Raw genomic sequence first — 14,711 nt, 5'->3', positions numbered from 1 at the left:
CAACCCGGCCGGAAGCGAGCCCGCCACCACGGTGATGTCGATGCAGCAAGCACTCAACCGCGCCCTCGACGAGGTCCTCGCGGACAACCCCAAAGCCGTCATCTTCGGCGAGGACTGCGGCCGGCTCGGCGGCGTCTTCCGCATCACCGACGGGCTGCAGGCCAGGCACGGCGCGCAGCGCGTCTTTGACACCCCGCTGGCGGAATCCGGCATCCTGGGCATGTCCGTGGGCCTGGCGATGGCCGGGTTCCACCCCATTCCCGAGGTCCAGTTCGACGGCTTCGCCTACCCTGCCATCAACCAGATCGTCTGCCAAATCGCCCGGATGAACTACCGCAGCCGGGGCACCATGCCGATGCCCATCACCCTGCGGGTGCCCAGCTTCGGCGGCATCCGCGCCCCCGAACACCACGGCGAAAGCCTGGAGGCGCTCTTCGCCCACGTACCGGGCCTGAAGGTGGTCTCGCCGTCGAACCCGCACGAGGCGTACCACCTGCTCAAGTACGCCGCCACGCGGCCGGACCCGGTGATCTTCATGGAGCCCAAGTCGAGGTACTGGCAGAAGGGTGAGGTGGACCTTGCGCACTGCGATGCGGACGACGACGCAGACGGCGGCGCCCCCACCGGCGCCAAGGTGATGCGCGAAGGCCGCCACCTCACGCTGGTCGCGTGGGGCGCCATGGTGGCGCGCTGCCTGCAGGTGGCGGAGCTCGCGGCCGAGGACGGGATAGACATCGAGGTCCTGGACCTGCGCTGGCTCAAGCCGATCGACGCCGAGGCCCTCGCCGCCTCCGTGGGCAAGACGCGCCGCGCCGTCGTCGTCCACGAGGCGCCGCTGACCTCCGGCCTCGGCGCCGAAGTGGCGCAGCTGATCACGCAAAGCTGCTTCGACACCCTCAGGGCGCCGGTGGAGCGCATCACCGGCTTCGACGTCCCGTACCCCTCGGGCGACCTGGAAGATGAATACATCCCGAACATTGACCGGATCCTCTTCGGCATCCAGCGAGTATTGGAGTACAAACGTGGCTGAAATTTCCTTCCCGCTCCCGGATCTCGGCGAGGGCCTGATCGAGGCCACCGTGCTGGAATGGCTGGTTTCCCCGGGCGAGCAGGTGGAGCGCAACCAGCCGCTCGTGGAGGTCGAAACCACCAAGTCGGCCGTTGAATTGCCCAGCCCGCAGGCAGGTAAGGTAGTGCGTATCTACGGCGGGCCCGGCGACAAGATCAATGTCGGCGAGCCCCTGATTGTGTTTGAGGTGCCGGACAACACCGCCGGCATCGTGGGCACGGTCCCGAAGGAAGAGGCACCTAAGCGCCGGGTCCGCCTGAGCGCCGTACTTGATGAGGACTGAGAGCATGAGCGGCAGACACACCGGCGAGCAGCATTCGCACACCGTTGAGGGCACCGACCCCCAGCTGTACGTGCAGGTGCATGAGCCCCAGAACGACGCCGGGTTCCGTCCCGTCCTGCTGCTGCACGGCTTCTCCTCCTCCTCCAAGCTCAACTGGGAAGACAGCGGCTGGCTCACCGCGCTCCTGGAAGCCGGCCGGCGCGTCATCACCGTGGACCTGCCCGGCCACGGCCGCAGCGGCGCCCCGGAGGACATGGACTCCTACTCCCCCAGCCGGATCCGTGCGGACCTGCTGCAGATAGTCTTCGACGCCGGCGCGCGGCCGCTGCGCGACGGGGACCCGTCCAGCGGGCTCGACGTGATCGGCTATTCGCTGGGGTCCCGGCTCGCCTGGGAGTTCGGGGCCACGCAGCACGAGCTGGTGCACCGGCTGGTCCTGGGCGGCCCGAACGTCGCCGACCCCCTGGCGGACTTCGACCTGATCGCCGCGCAGCGGTACCTGGCCGACGGCACGCCGATCGCGGACGAGTCGACCGCCGGGCTGCTGAAAATGGCCATGCTGCTGCCCAGCAACAACATCTTCGCGCTGCTGTCCCTGGTCGAGGCAATCAAGACCGAGCCGTATGACCCCGCCGAAGCGGTCCCCCACATGCCGATGCTCCTGGTGGCGGGGGAAAACGACGACCGGGCCGCCACCATGCCGGAGCTCGCCGCCCTGGGCGCCAAGGCCGGCGGCATGGTCGAACAGCTCGTGCTGCCGGGCCGCAACCACACCAACGCCATCACCAGCCGCGCCTTCAAGCAAGGCGCCATCAGCTTCCTGGGCGTCTAAACCCGCCTCACACAAGCAACGCGGGGTCACTTACGGCCCATCCGAATGATCTGGATGGGCGCGAAGTGACCCCGCGTTGCTCTTTAACCCAGAGGGGCACGGACCTTGCGGTCCGCGCCCCTCGTGCTTGCCTGGTTGCTAGTGCTTTGCGGCTTCGGCCGGCGCGTGGTGCGCGACGCCGAGCGGGCGGCCCTTCGTTTCCCCGGCCAGCAGGACGCCGACGGCGGAGATGACGCAGAGGATCATGATGTAGATGCCGATGGAGCCGGTCCAGTGGGTGCCCTGCAGGAGGACTTCCGCGATGGTGGCCGCGAACGCACCGCCGAGGATGGCGCCGAAGGCGTAGCCGATCGAGATGCCCGAGTAGCGCACCTCCGGCGGGAACATCTCGGCGTACATGGCGGACATGGGGCCGTAGGACAGGCCCAGGCCGACCGTGAGGACGAACAGCGCGACGCCGTAGAGCACAATGTTCTTGGTGTCGATGAGGGCGAACATCGGGATCATCCAGGCAAAGACAATGCCGTAGCCGATCAGGAACGTCTTGACGCGGCCGATCTTGTCCGAGAGCCAGCCGCCGACCAGGGTGAAGATCAGCCAGCCGAAGGAAGCCAGCGTCGTGGCGAGCAGGATCTGCGGGGTGGGCATCTTCAGCGTCTTGGTGGCGTAGGAGATGAAGAAGGCAATCAGCAGGTAGCCGGCAGCGTTGTTGCCGATGAAGATCATCGTCGAATAGAGGACAGCCTTCTTGTGCTTGCGGAGCAGCTCGCCCAGGGGCGCCTTGCTTTCTTCCTTGCGGTCCTGCATCTCCTTGAAGACGGGGCTCTCAGCGACTGCCCGGCGGATCAGGTAGCCGACCACGATCAGCACGATGGAGAGCAGGAACGGCACACGCCAGCCCCAGGATGCGAAGTCTTCCTTGGACATGGACGTGTTGAGGAAGTACAGCAGGCCGGTCGCGAGGATCATGCCGACCGGAACGCCGATCTGCGGGTAGGCGCCGAACAGGCCGCGCCTGCTCTTGGGAGCGTGCTCCACGGCCATCAGGGCGGCGCCGCCCCATTCACCGCCGGCGGAGAAGCCCTGGATGACGCGGAGCAGGATCAGGAGGATCGGGGCCCAGACGCCGATCTGCGCATAGGTGGGCAGCATGCCGATCAGGGCCGTGGCGGCGCCCATCATGATCAGGGTGAAGACCAGCATGGCCTTGCGGCCGAGGCGGTCGCCGAGGTGGCCGGCGACGATCGCGCCGAGCGGGCGGAAGAGGAAGCTGATGCCGATCAGGGCGAAGGACAGGATCTGCGCCAGGCCAGGGTTGGAGGCGTTCAGCGGGGCCAGGAACAGCGGCGACAGCAGCGTTGCTGTCAGCTGGGCAAAAATAAAGAAGTCGTACCACTCGATGGTGGTGCCGACCAGTGTCCCGGCGAGGACCTTGCGTTCCTCGTGTTTGCTGCTGGGACCCGCCTCGGAATCTACGGATGAAGTTACGGTCATTGGAACTCCGTTGCTGGGGGCAGAGGTACTGCCCGGGTGGGTGCGAAGTGGATAACTGATGCCTCATGAATTACTGATCGAACGGTCAGTTAGTATCCTGAATACTACTACGAAAGATGTGATAAGGCACACATGTTCCCGGAAAGTGTCTTCCGCGGGTCAGTCGGTGCGGTTGAGCAGCTCGCGGACCCTGGCCCGGACCGGCTCGCGGTCGTAGGTGTTGACCAGGGCGCCGGCCATGCGGACGGGGTCTCCGAAGAAGAAGTACTCGTAGAGCGACTGGCGCCCGGAGAACCCGGAGATCGAGGCGTCGAAGGCCAGTTTGAACAGCCGGACCCGCTCGGGGCCGGTCAGGGTCTTGCCCTGCAGGTACAGCTCGATATCCTCCCGGGCCTCGCTGTTGACGTCCGCCTCCCCCGGCAGGGCCATGAGGCCCGACGCCGAGAACTTCCGGATGATCTGCGGGAAGCGCTGGGCGATCTTCGGGTACCAGTTGCGGGCGGCGTTCAGGGTGGACCACTTCGGCAGCATGACGCCGGCGTCGTTGAGTCCGGCGTCGGCCTCGGACGCGCGGACCAGGGCCTTGCCGATTTCGACGTCGATAATCAGCTCTGCGATGTCCTCCTGGATGTGCTGGAATCCGTCGATGCCGATCGATTCGGCCAGTTCCGATGCCAGGCCCAGGTAGAACTCGCTCTTGGCGATCGTGCGGGTGACCACCTGGTGGGTCATGAGCGCGCCGGCCCCGGTCTCGGTGTAGAAACTGTTGCACAGCTGCGGGTGGCCCAGCATGAAGATGCGCTCGTTGGGCACGAAGACGTGGTCAAAAACCGCTACGGCGTCCATTTCCTCATAGCGGGAGGCCAGCGGCTCGTCGTGGGTGCTGCCGCCGTTGTACAGCGAGGTGCGGCAGAGGTAGCGCAGGCCCGGGGCGTCGTTGGGGATGGCGAACGCGTAAGAGTAGGGGGCGTCCTCCGGGGTGCCCCGCAGGACCGTGGACGGAAACACGAGCAGTTCGTCGGCGATCGGGGCGATGGTGGCGAGCATGCGCGCGCCCTGGATGACGATCCCGTCCCCGCGCTCCTCCACGATCCGGGCCGAGAGCTGGCCGCCGAGCTGCTCCGACCCGGAGACGGACCGGTTGACCTGCGGCGGGATGAGTGTGTGGGTGGCGAGCACGTCGTTTTCCCGGGCCCACTCGTAGTAGTTGCGGATGTTCTCGCCGAACTTCGGATCCGCCTGCGCGAACCACTTCCCCGCCGTGCCCAGCGCGGTCAGCGCGGAGTTCATATAGTCCCCGGACCGGCCAAGGAAGCCGTTGGAGGACTCGGCCCAGGTGGAGATGGCGCGGCGCCGCCGCTGGAGGTCCTCGACGGTCTTCGGCACCAGGAAGGAGGCGCTGACCAGGTCCCCGGTGCTGGGTGAGGCGTAAGTGAGCGCCTCCTGGTACTGCGGATCATGCTGCATGTCGAAGAGCCTGGCGTAGGAGCGGGCCACATTGCGGAAGGCCGGGTGCTCGGCGATCTTCTCGCTGACCACCTCGCCGTCGATCACCACGTGCGGCGTCATGGCATTGAGCTTGTCCAGGTACTGCCGTCCGGTACGGATACCCATTGGTCGTCCTCCAGTCGTCGTTGAGCTGAATTGCCGGGAAGGAATGTGGCGCTAGAGCAGATCCTCCATGCCCAGCTGGCTTTCGGGGATGGTGGTAAAGGCGCTGTTGGCGAAGGCCAAGGCATCGCCGTTGCGGTAGTTGAAGTCCACCACCTCGCCGATATACAGGGTGTGGTCGCCGCCGTCGTACGCCGCCCAGGGCTTGCATTCGAAATAGGCGAGGACATTGGACAGCCGCGGCGCGGTCTTCCCCTCCACCCACAGCGGCTCGGGCCCGGGCCTGCCGGCGAAGTGCAAGGCCAGGTACCGCTGCTCGGCGCCAAGGATATTCACGGTGAAGGGCCGGCCGGCGAGCTCGTCGTGGGCCCTGGCCGTGCGGGCGATGCTCACCAGCACCAGCGGAGGGTCCATCGAGACCGAGGTGAAGGAGTTCACGGTGATGCCGTGGCGTTTCGTGGCCCCGTCGAAGGTCACGATCGCGACGCCGGTGGCAAACCTGCCGAGGCTGCCCCGGAAGTGGTTGGCCCGCGGTGCCGACAGGGGGCCCTGGGCGCCCCCGGCGTGGCCGCGCGGCGTGGCAATCATCATTGATCCCTTGCGTTCGTTGCGTTTCCCGACCGTGGTGTGGGTGTGCTTTGGATCAGCCGTGTTCTATAGTCGAGTTCTGTATTGTGTTCTATAATCGAACAAACAGTTCCCATATAGAACGCTAGCTGACCATGAGCCGGAACACAAGGGTAGCCCGGCGAGCCCGGCGTCCAGTAACCCCGCACCTAGGATGGACCCCATGACCCCGAATGCCGGCGCCGCCCAGGCTTCCCCGTCCCAGACGCTGTCCCGTGGTATCAGGGCGCTGGAGATCCTCGCCGAGGCCCAGCAGCCGCTGACCATTGCCGAACTCGCCGACGCCATGGGCGTCCACCGCTCCGTGGCCTACAGGATTCTGCGCACGCTCGAGGACCACTCGCTGCTGGTTCGTGACGATGGCGGCCGCGTCCAGCCCGGCCCGGGCCTCGCGGTCCTGGCCCGCGGGGTCTCCCGGAACCTGCAGTCGGCGGCGTTGCCGGAACTGACCCAGCTGGCCAACACCCTGACCATGAGCGCCTTCGTGGCGGTCTGGGACCGGGAGGAGTGCGTGACGCTGGTGACCGTGGATCCGCGGCACAGCGGCGCCGCGGTGGTGCAGCACCCGGGGTCGCGGCACCCCATCAGCGCAGGGGCGCCGGGCATTGCGATCCAGTCAGCCTTCCCGGAGCAGGAGTGGCGGGCCCTGGTCCCGGGCATCCCGTACCGGTCCGAGGCGGCCGAGGCCCGGCGCCGCGGCTATGCCGCCAGCCATGACGAGGTGATCCCCGGGGTGTCCTCGATTGCGGTGCCGCTGCGTGTGCCTGGCGGGCGTCCGGCCGCCCTCGCCGTCGTCTATATCCGCGCCGCGCAGGATCCGGACGAGGTCGCAGCGGCCCTGACCGAGGCGGCGCGTCGCATCGAGGCGCAGCTGGGCTAAGCCCGCGCCCCGTCCCGCAGCAGCTCTGTCCCGTCGGGGTCTATGCGGCCGCGGCCGTCTTCTTCCCGCGTTGCCGGAGTACGACGGCGGCTGCCGTTCCGAGCAGGAACAGCGCCGTGGCGGCGCACACCGGAACCAGGAAGGCCGTCGAATAGCCGAAGTTCTGCGCCAGCTGTCCGGCGATGGAGGATCCGAGCGCGGTGCCGGCCACAATGCCGCTGGCCAGGGCTGTCATGACCGTGCCGAGCTTTCCGGCCGGGGCCACGAGGCCGCCGATCGCGAAGACAGTGACCATGAGCGGACCAACGGGCAGGCCCAGGACCAGCAGTACAAGAACCATGGGCAGCGCCGTCGAGGGCAGCAACAGCAGCGATGCGAAGCCGGCCATCAGGGCCGCGCAGGCAATCCAGCGGGCGTTCACCGTGAAGCGCCGGGGCCAGTACGCGACCGAGAGGGCGGCCGCGGCAGAGCTCAGTCCCATGACTGCGTAGAGCAGGCCCGCGAGTTCGGAGGTGGCGAAGCTGGCGGAGAAAGAGCTCAGGGCTGTCTGGGTGGAGCCGAAGAACGTGCCCATGCACACCATCGCCAGCACGGGGAGGGCGACGGCGGCGAAGGTTTTGTCCCGCTGGGCTGCCGTGCGGGTTTCCCCGTGGTTGTCCCCCGCCGTCGTGGGCGCCGGGCCGGCCGCGTGGCCTGCGGCCGGACCGGCGGGCCGGCGTTTCGTTGTGCGGACGACCGCGAGGTGCGTGGGGTGGACGGCGAAGGCGGGTACGAGGACCACGGTCAGTGCTGCAGCGAGGGCCAGCGGCAGCCACGGCGCGAGCAGGCTCGCGAGGATTCCGACGAGTGCGGGGCCGAGCACGAAGGTGAGCTCGTCCGCGGTGCTCTCATAGGAAAGGGCGGTGTCCAGGTCCGCGGAGTTTCCGGCCGCACGGGTTCCGGAGCCGGACGTCCGGGAGGTCAGCGCCATCCAGCGGACGCGGGCCAGCGGACCGACCTGCGGGCAGCTCACCCCGGCCACGAAGGCCGCGGCCAGCACGGGCACCGCGGCGGCAAGGTCGTGGACCCCGGGGATGAGGTAGGCCGTGAGGATCAGGGCAACGATGGCCACGGTGTTGGCGATGGCGGATACGAGCAGGACGCGGCGCTGGCCGAGCCGGTCTGCGAGGACGCCGAGGACGGGGGCACCGAGTGCTGAACCGATGCCGACGGCGCCGGCCGCGGCGCCGCCCACGGCGTACGAGCCTGTGACGGCGGTGACGAGTGTCAGGGCGCCGACTGTCAGCATGGCAAGCGGCAGGCGGGCGAAGAGCCCGAGGGGGATGAAGCTGCGGCCGGCGAGCAACGGCAGCTGCGCGTAGCGGCCGCCCTTTGCGGGCGACGGGGCAGGCAGAGCGTCGGTCGAAATTGCGGTGGCCGGCAGCGCGTAGGTCTGCGGCACTGGGGCGTCAAGAGTAGACCCCAAAGAAGACGGTGAAGGGTTCATGGTTTCCGGGTTCGCTAAATACTGCGCATCGTCCCTCCTCCCGATGCGCGCGACCCGGTAACAGACCAATGATACCCGATCCCGGGACGCCGGCCCTGGGACCAGACCTCGGGACGGGACCAGAGTGGGCCTCGGGACCGGTCCCGGGGCCCACTCTGGGACCGGCTCAGGCCCGGGTGTCGTCGCTGATGTGCAGGGTGGAGCCGCTGCGGCCCTTGACCACTTGGAGCTGGGTGCCGATGCGCTGCTTCATTTCGGCGACGTGGCTCACGAGCCCCACCACCCGGCCGCCGTCGCGGAGGCTTTCCAGGGCGTCCATGACTTGTTCCAGCGCCTGTTCGTCGAGGCTGCCGAAGCCCTCGTCCACGAAGAGGGTCTCGATGTCCACGCCACCGGACTCATGCTGCACGACGTCCGCCAGCCCAAGGGCCAGCGCCAGTGAGGCCATGAAGGACTCGCCGCCGGAGAGGGTGGCGGTGTCCCGGCGCTGGCCGGTCCACTCGTCCACGACCTCCAGGCCAAGGCCGGACTTCGCGCCGCGTGCTGCCTTGGCGTCGGTGTGCTGCAGCGTGTAGCGGCCATCGCTCATACCGATCAGGCGTTCGGAGGCAGCGACGGCCACCTGCTCGAGCCGGGCGGCGAGGACATAGCTGTTCAGGCTCATGCGATAGGTGTTGTCTCCGCCGCCCTTGGCCGCGTCGGCGACGGCGGTGAGCATCGCGGCCCGGTCCCGCGGTTCCCTGCCGGCGGCAGCGAGGTCCGCGTAGTCACCGGCGATGCGCCCGAGTATCCGGAGCGAGTTTTCCGCCAGCCCGGCCGCAAGCACGGCTTCCCGGGCTTTGCGTTCAGCCGCCGCCGATTCCGTCCTGAGCTCCTCGAGGGCGGCGTCGCTGACGATGTCCCCGGCGGCCCGCTCGGCTGCCGCCAGGGCCAGGTCCTCTCCGGCGAACAGTTCCTGGATCCTGGCGGCCTCGTCCTGTCCGACCCGGATGGCCGTTTCAAGGCTTGTTGCCACCGGCGTTGCCAGCAGCGCTTCCCGCGCCGCGGTTTCGGTGCTGAAACCGGCTCCGGGAAGGGCCACTTCAAGGTGCCGGCGTGCCTCCGCGGTGCGGGCGGCAGCCTGTTCGTGGGCTGAGTGTGCGGCGTCGGCGTGCTCCAGGACCGCCGTGGTTGCCGTCAGGGCGGCGATCCGCTGTTCGAGGGTCGCGTGGCCGGCGCGCAGCTTGTCCAGGGTGGCTTCGAGGGCCTGTGCCTGTTCGTCGATTTCGGCGATCGTCGATTGCGTCTGCACGATGCCGGAGGCGGCGTCGGCCTGCGCCCGCTCTGCGTCGGCGATCACCGCTTCGAGTTCTGCCATCCGCGCCCGGCTCGCAGCAAGGTCCGTGGCAGCGCGGACGGCGTCATCAGCCCGTTCCCGGGCCAAGGCTGCCTCCTCACGGGCTTCCCCGGCAGGTGTGTTGCCGCCCTGCGCGGCCAGGACGGCGACGTTCTGTTGGGCCCCGGCGAGCTCACGACCTAGGGCGGCGACGGCTTCTTCTGCCGTGTCGCTGGCCAGTTGCGCGGCTTTCTCGGCCTCGGCGACGGCCAGGGCGGAGGCTGCCGCGGGGGCACGTGCCGGGTGCTCAGGGCTGCCGCAGACAGGACATGGGACCCCGGCCAGGAGCTGGGTGGCGAGCTCGGCGGCGGCGTTGGTGAGCCGTTGCTCACGGAGGTCCAGCCAGTGCTGCCTCCGGTCCTGGTGCGTGCTGAGGGCCGCGGTGTGCTGTCCGGAGATTGCCGCGCACTCGGCCTCGGCGGCGAGGAAGCGGCCAACGATGGTCACGAGTTCGTCCGCTGCCGTGGCCTCCTTGGTGCGCAACTGGACTTCCGCGGCCAGCTCCTCGAGGGGGCGGATGCCGGCGGACAGGGCCGCCGACTCAGTGCGCAGGGTGTCCAGTGCGGCGGTGCCGGCAAGCCGTCCTTTTTCCAGCTCCTGCAGTTGCAGGCGCAGCCGGCTGCCGCGCTGGGTCAGCCCGAGGAACCGGGCTTCGTCGGGCAGACGTTCGGTGAGCACGGCGTGCAGGGACCGCAGCCGGGCGAGGGTTCCGCGGACGGCCGCGCTGTCCAACATGACGGATTTACCCGCCCGGACGGGGTCGGCAGCGTCGTCGTCGGCGGTGGGGGCGCCGGCGTCGAGGACGTCCTGCCCGGCGAGCTCCGGGTCCGTGGCGGCCGCGGACCGCAGCTGCCGCGCGGCCTCCAGCAGGGCCGTTCCTGCCAGGTCCTCGGCTGCCGCGGCGCTTTCGACCGCCTGCAACTGGCCGCCGAGCATTTCGGCCTGGCGGTGCAGGCCCAGTGTGACGGCCTTGCCCGCCAGGACGGGGGCGGCGGCGTCGGCGTCGATCCGCCGCTGTTCCGCGGCGGCGAGTTTGGCGTGGCGGTTGGCCCGCGCGTTCGCCGCCTCCAACAGGGACGCCTGATCGTCGGCCTGCTTCTCGGCTCCCGCGGCAGCGCTGCGCCGGCCCTCCGCGGCGGCTGCCGCGGCGGCGTCGAGCCAGGCCAACAGGGCATCGGGCTCGTCCCGGCCGGGGGCGCCGTCGGGGTCGAGTTCGAGCGCAGCTGTTTCGGACTCCGCCTGTGCCAGCAGCAGGTCCATCTTCGCGTTGAGGTTGGCGACCTCGGCCTTGGCGGTCTGCGCCTGCCGGGACAGTTCCTGTTCCACGGCTTCAAAGCGCTGGGTGCCGAACAGGCTCTGCAGCAGCTCCAGACGGTCGGATGCCTTGGAGCGCAGGAACGCCGCGAAGTCCCCCTGCGGCAACATGACCACGCGCGTGAACTGGTCCCGGTTCATGCCCAGGACGTCGGTGATCTCGGCGCCGGCCTCATCATTCCGGCCCGATTTCTCCACCCACGCGCCGTCGATGCGTTCGCGCAGCAGCGTGTTGGCCTGCTGGACCGTGAAGCCGTTCCGGCCCCGGGCACTCGGCTTGTCCCACGCGGGCGTGCGGGAGACTTCGAAGTGCCGGCCCTTGGCCGAGAATTCGCAGGTGACGCGCGGTTCGGCGGCGGCCGCCGCGTGGTCGCTGCGCAGCCGCTTTCCGTCCTGGCGGGCCCCGGGAACCGATCCGTAGAGGGCGAAACAGATGGCGTCCAGGACGCTGGTCTTGCCCGCGCCGGTGGCGCCGTTCAGCAGGAAGAGCCCGTGTGCGCTCAGGCGGTCGAAGTCGATCCGCTCCGTGCCGGCAAACGGGCCAAACGCGGAAATCTCCAGGCGGTGGATCCTCACAGGGACACTCCTTCCAGGCGTACGGCGTCGAGCGCCTCGGCGAGGACTGCGGCTTCGGCGTCGGAAGCCGGCCTGCCCCGGACGTGCTCGAGGAATCCGCAGCAGACGGAGAGGTCGTCCCCGGCTTCGGCCAGCCGGCTGCTGTAGCTGGCTTTGGGCGCCGCGCCGGGACCATCGGGATCGAAGCCGAGCACCAGGGTGTCGGGGAACCGTGCCCGCAGGCGGTCCATCGCCTGGGCCGGGCGGGCCTCGTCCGTCAGCGTGATCTGGCAGTAGGCGGTCTCGGCCCACGCGAAGTCCTCCGACTCCAGTAGGTCATCCAGCTTCCCGCGGAGCACGGCGAGGGTCCGGGGCGCGTCCCAGAGCACTTCGCGCACGCCGCCGATCCCCTCGGCGTCGACCTCCACGAGCCAGCTGCCCTTCCTGTGCTTCGCCTCCGAGAACGAATACGCGAGCGGCGAGCCGGAGTAGCGCACTGCCGGCGAGAGCTCCTGCCTGCCGTGCAGGTGGCCCAGTGCGGTGTAGCCAAAGCCGTCGAAGAGATCCAGCGGGACCGCGCCGACGCCGCCGATGCTCAGATCCCGTTCGCTGTCGGAGCTGATGCCGCCGCTGGCGAAGGTGTGCGCCAGGACCACCGAATGGACGGTCCGGGTCTGACTCCGCTGCCGCACGTCGGCACGGATCCGTTCGGTGGCGGCGCGGGTGACCTCGAAGTGGCTCGCGGTCTCTACGCCCAGCTGCTCGGCGACGAGCCGGGGCTCCAGCCAGGGGATCCCGTAGATGGCGAGCACCGGCGCTGCCTCATTCCCGGCATCGTCCCCGAGCGGAAAGAGCACGGGAACGTCCAGTTCATTCAGCCGTGTGCGCAAATGCACTCCCCCGCGCTCGAGCAGCCGCGACGCGAACCCCAGCCTGATGGCGGAATCGTGGTTGCCGCTGGTCAACACAACTTCGGCGCCGGCCCCGGTGAGGCGCACCAGGGCGTCATCCAGCAGGCCGACGACGTCGACGCCCGGCAGTGCGCGGTCATAGACGTCCCCGGCGATGAGGACGACGTCGACGCTCTCTTCCCGGACAAACGCCACGAGCTGGTCGATGAAGGCGCGCTGGGCATCCAGCATGCCGATGCCGTGGAAGGACCGGCCCAAGTGCCAGTCGGAGGTGTGCAATAACCGCATATTCCTACGGTATCGGCTGCCACCGACACTCTTGCGCCACCACCCCGGAGGTGTGACGGAGGTTAAAAGTGGTCAGCAGTGGCTACTTCCCGCCCTTGCGGTCGAAGAAGCTGCGGGCCTCGTCGTTGCCGGCGGGGACGGCCGAAGCAGAAGCGGTGGTGGCCGTGACCTCGGCCAGCCCGGCGTCATCGAAATCGGCGCCATCCACATCGGCTTCCGTGAGCTTTCCGTCGGTCTGGGCGGTGGGCTTTCCGTCGGGCTGGGCGGCGGGCTGGGCGGTGACCGCGGCAGTGGCAGCGTCACTGGCCTGTCCACTGGTCCGGGCCGACTGCACGAAGCCGCGGAAAACCAGCCCGGCGATGGCCGCACCGACCACCGGTGCCACCCAGAAGAGCCACAGCTGCCCGAGCGCGTCCGGGCCGCTGAAGATGGCCGCCGCCGTTGCCCGGGCCGGGTTGAACGGCACATTGCCGAGGGCCTGGCCCAACTGCAGGAGCATCGCCGTCGTCAGGCCGACCGCGAAGGGCGCAGCCGCCCTGGCCGGATTCCGGCGGGCGGTCGTGGCAAGGAAGATGGCCACGAGCAGTGCCGTGCCGAGGACCTCCACGAGCAGGACGCCTGCCATGGGCACCTGGATGATCGAGTGCTCGCCGAATCCGGCGGCCACGGTGGCGAACGCGCCCTGGGAGTCGTTGATGGTCGGCACGGTGCGCAGGACGCCGTACAGGGCGACGGCCCCGAGCACGGCGCCCACCAGCTGCGCGCCGATGTAGGCGGCGGCGTCGGCAAGCCGGATCCGGCCGGCGATGGCGTTGCCCACGGTGAGGGCAGGGTTGAAGTGGCCGCCGGAGACGTAACCGACGGCGAGCATCGCCGCCGTCAGGGCCAGGCCGGCGGCCAGGGCGGCGGGCAGCGGGCTCGACTGCGGAATGGTGAAGAGCGGCACGCCCAGGCCCGCAACCACGACGATCAGGGTCCCCAGGGCCTCGGCGGACAGCCGGGCCACGAGCCCGGGCCGGGGCGGGACGTCGCTGGCGGCCGGTGGCTGGACGTCAACGGAGTCTGGGGCTGGCACAAGCAGGGTCATGGTCAGGATTCCTTTGCTGGCGGCGCGCCCAGGGGCTGCAGTTGCGGCGTCGCTGGACCGCCGCCGGGTTCGTGGTCCGGGGCGGCCTCGGCCGCCTGGGAGAATGGGTCCGCCAGCAGTCTGCCAGCGCAATCTGGATGTTGGCTGGATTCCGGCTGGGTGCCCGTTCCGGGCCCCGGCTCAGTGCCTCAGTTCAGTGCCCCAGGGCCACCGCGGCTACGGCGCTGGCGGCCAGGACCACGACGGCGGCGGCGGCCCAGCGCAGCAGCGTCGCCGGCGGCGCAGCGTTGGACCGCCGGAGCTCGCGCCCGCGGACCAGCACGCACACGCCCAGGACCAGCGTCGCGGCCATGGCGGCCAGCGCGCAGATGCCAAGGAAATCAACGGGACCTACAACGCCGCCCCGGGATCCTGCGAGCGCCCAGCTGCGCCAGACCAGCAGGTCCGCCACGATGAGGGCCAGCAACGTCCGGCGCCAGGCCAGGGAGGTCCGCTCGGGCTGCAGCCCGGGGTCCCTGGCCGCAGCTGGCCTCACCGCGCCACCAGGATCAGGACCGCGAACACCAGGGCCGCAGCCGCGACGCCGATGGTCATCACCAGCATCACTCCGGAGAACGGCAGCTCCCTGTTGTTCCGCATGGCAGCCTCCATGAGACCCCACCGGTGGTAGGACAGGGCGGCCAGGCCCGCGCCCAGGAACGCGAGGATGACGCACAACACGATCCGCACGGGTCCGGGCGCGATCTCCGGGGCCAGCTGGTCGATCGCAAGGGCTCCGGCAATCAGGGCCAGGGACGTGCGGATCCAGGCCAGGAAGGTCCGCTCGTTGGCCAGAGAGAACCTGTAGTCGGGGGTGGTCCCGGTCTTCCGCCACGCTGGTTCGCGCATTCGTTTCCTCC

13 protein-coding genes are annotated in these 14,711 nt (G+C 69.3%); 4 read left to right on the top strand and 9 right to left on the bottom strand.

Annotated features, from left to right (window positions below):
- The first annotated feature begins 34 nt into the window (after nucleotides 1-34).
- Genes AC1DDH_RS08455 through AC1DDH_RS08445 form a run of 3 tightly spaced genes read left to right on the top strand, consistent with a single transcriptional unit; the run spans nucleotide 35 to nucleotide 2,184 of the window.
- Entirely contained in the window at nucleotides 35-1,030 is a 996-nt protein-coding gene (locus tag AC1DDH_RS08455) for an alpha-ketoacid dehydrogenase subunit beta (protein ID WP_476955251.1), read from the top strand.
- Entirely contained in the window at nucleotides 1,023-1,352 is a 330-nt protein-coding gene (locus AC1DDH_RS08450) for a biotin/lipoyl-containing protein (RefSeq protein WP_018775751.1), read from the top strand. The genes AC1DDH_RS08455 and AC1DDH_RS08450 overlap by 8 nt, the downstream gene beginning before the upstream one ends.
- A 4-nt stretch (nucleotides 1,353-1,356) precedes the next feature.
- The gene (locus AC1DDH_RS08445) at nucleotides 1,357-2,184 is read left to right on the top strand and encodes an alpha/beta fold hydrolase (RefSeq protein ID WP_476848875.1); all 828 of its coding nucleotides are present in this window, start codon (nucleotides 1,357-1,359) and stop codon (nucleotides 2,182-2,184) included.
- A gap of 138 nt (nucleotides 2,185-2,322) precedes the next feature.
- On the opposite strand, the gene AC1DDH_RS08440 is transcribed toward AC1DDH_RS08445, so the two are convergent.
- From AC1DDH_RS08440 to AC1DDH_RS08430, 3 genes are all read right to left on the bottom strand, one after another.
- Nucleotides 2,323-3,678, bottom strand: a complete 1,356-nt coding sequence (locus AC1DDH_RS08440) for an MFS transporter (protein ID WP_476858811.1) — start codon at nucleotides 3,676-3,678, stop codon at nucleotides 2,323-2,325.
- Nucleotides 3,679-3,837: 159 nt separating this feature from the next.
- On the bottom strand, nucleotides 3,838-5,292 hold the full coding sequence (gene hpaB / locus AC1DDH_RS08435) for a 4-hydroxyphenylacetate 3-monooxygenase, oxygenase component (protein ID WP_223915967.1): 1,455 nt from the start codon (nucleotides 5,290-5,292) through the stop codon (nucleotides 3,838-3,840).
- Between the two features lie 51 nt (nucleotides 5,293-5,343).
- Nucleotides 5,344-5,880, bottom strand: coding sequence for a flavin reductase family protein (locus AC1DDH_RS08430; RefSeq protein ID WP_230008910.1), 537 nt, complete (start codon nucleotides 5,878-5,880; stop codon nucleotides 5,344-5,346).
- A gap of 199 nt (nucleotides 5,881-6,079) precedes the next feature.
- Here AC1DDH_RS08430 and AC1DDH_RS08425 point away from each other — a divergent pair, with 199 nt between their 5' ends.
- Nucleotides 6,080-6,796: an IclR family transcriptional regulator gene (locus AC1DDH_RS08425; RefSeq protein ID WP_476955227.1), complete on the top strand. Its 717-nt coding sequence runs from the start codon at nucleotides 6,080-6,082 to the stop codon at nucleotides 6,794-6,796.
- 40 nt (nucleotides 6,797-6,836) lie between these two features.
- On the opposite strand, the gene AC1DDH_RS08420 is transcribed toward AC1DDH_RS08425, so the two are convergent.
- From AC1DDH_RS08420 to AC1DDH_RS08395, 6 genes are all read right to left on the bottom strand, one after another.
- A complete protein-coding gene (locus AC1DDH_RS08420) occupies nucleotides 6,837-8,282 on the bottom strand; it encodes an MFS transporter (protein ID WP_476955226.1) in 1,446 nt (481 codons plus the stop codon).
- Between the two features lie 166 nt (nucleotides 8,283-8,448).
- The gene (locus AC1DDH_RS08415) at nucleotides 8,449-11,547 is read right to left on the bottom strand and encodes an AAA family ATPase (protein ID WP_476955225.1); all 3,099 of its coding nucleotides are present in this window, start codon (nucleotides 11,545-11,547) and stop codon (nucleotides 8,449-8,451) included.
- Nucleotides 11,544-12,725 carry an exonuclease SbcCD subunit D gene (locus AC1DDH_RS08410; protein WP_476857503.1) on the bottom strand — a complete coding sequence of 394 codons (1,182 nt, stop codon included), beginning with the start codon at nucleotides 12,723-12,725 and terminating at the stop codon, nucleotides 11,544-11,546. Before AC1DDH_RS08410 ends, AC1DDH_RS08415 begins: the two co-directional genes overlap by 4 nt.
- Nucleotides 12,726-12,807: 82 nt before the next feature.
- Nucleotides 12,808-13,812, bottom strand: coding sequence for an MIP/aquaporin family protein (locus AC1DDH_RS08405; protein WP_476955224.1), 1,005 nt, complete (start codon nucleotides 13,810-13,812; stop codon nucleotides 12,808-12,810).
- Nucleotides 13,813-14,005: 193 nt separating this feature from the next.
- Complete coding sequence (locus tag AC1DDH_RS08400; RefSeq protein ID WP_230012221.1) at nucleotides 14,006-14,347, bottom strand: DUF202 domain-containing protein; 342 nt, start codon at nucleotides 14,345-14,347, stop codon at nucleotides 14,006-14,008.
- The gene (locus AC1DDH_RS08395; protein WP_018775740.1) at nucleotides 14,344-14,700 is read right to left on the bottom strand and encodes a YidH family protein; all 357 of its coding nucleotides are present in this window, start codon (nucleotides 14,698-14,700) and stop codon (nucleotides 14,344-14,346) included. The genes AC1DDH_RS08400 and AC1DDH_RS08395 overlap by 4 nt, the downstream gene beginning before the upstream one ends.
- Nucleotides 14,701-14,711 lie beyond the last annotated feature (11 nt).

The sequence above is a fragment of the Arthrobacter sp. 10T425 genome (genome assembly GCF_056393985.1).
The sequence above is the reverse complement of the archived record's forward strand: the minus strand, read 5'-3'. Positions and strand labels throughout refer to the sequence as shown.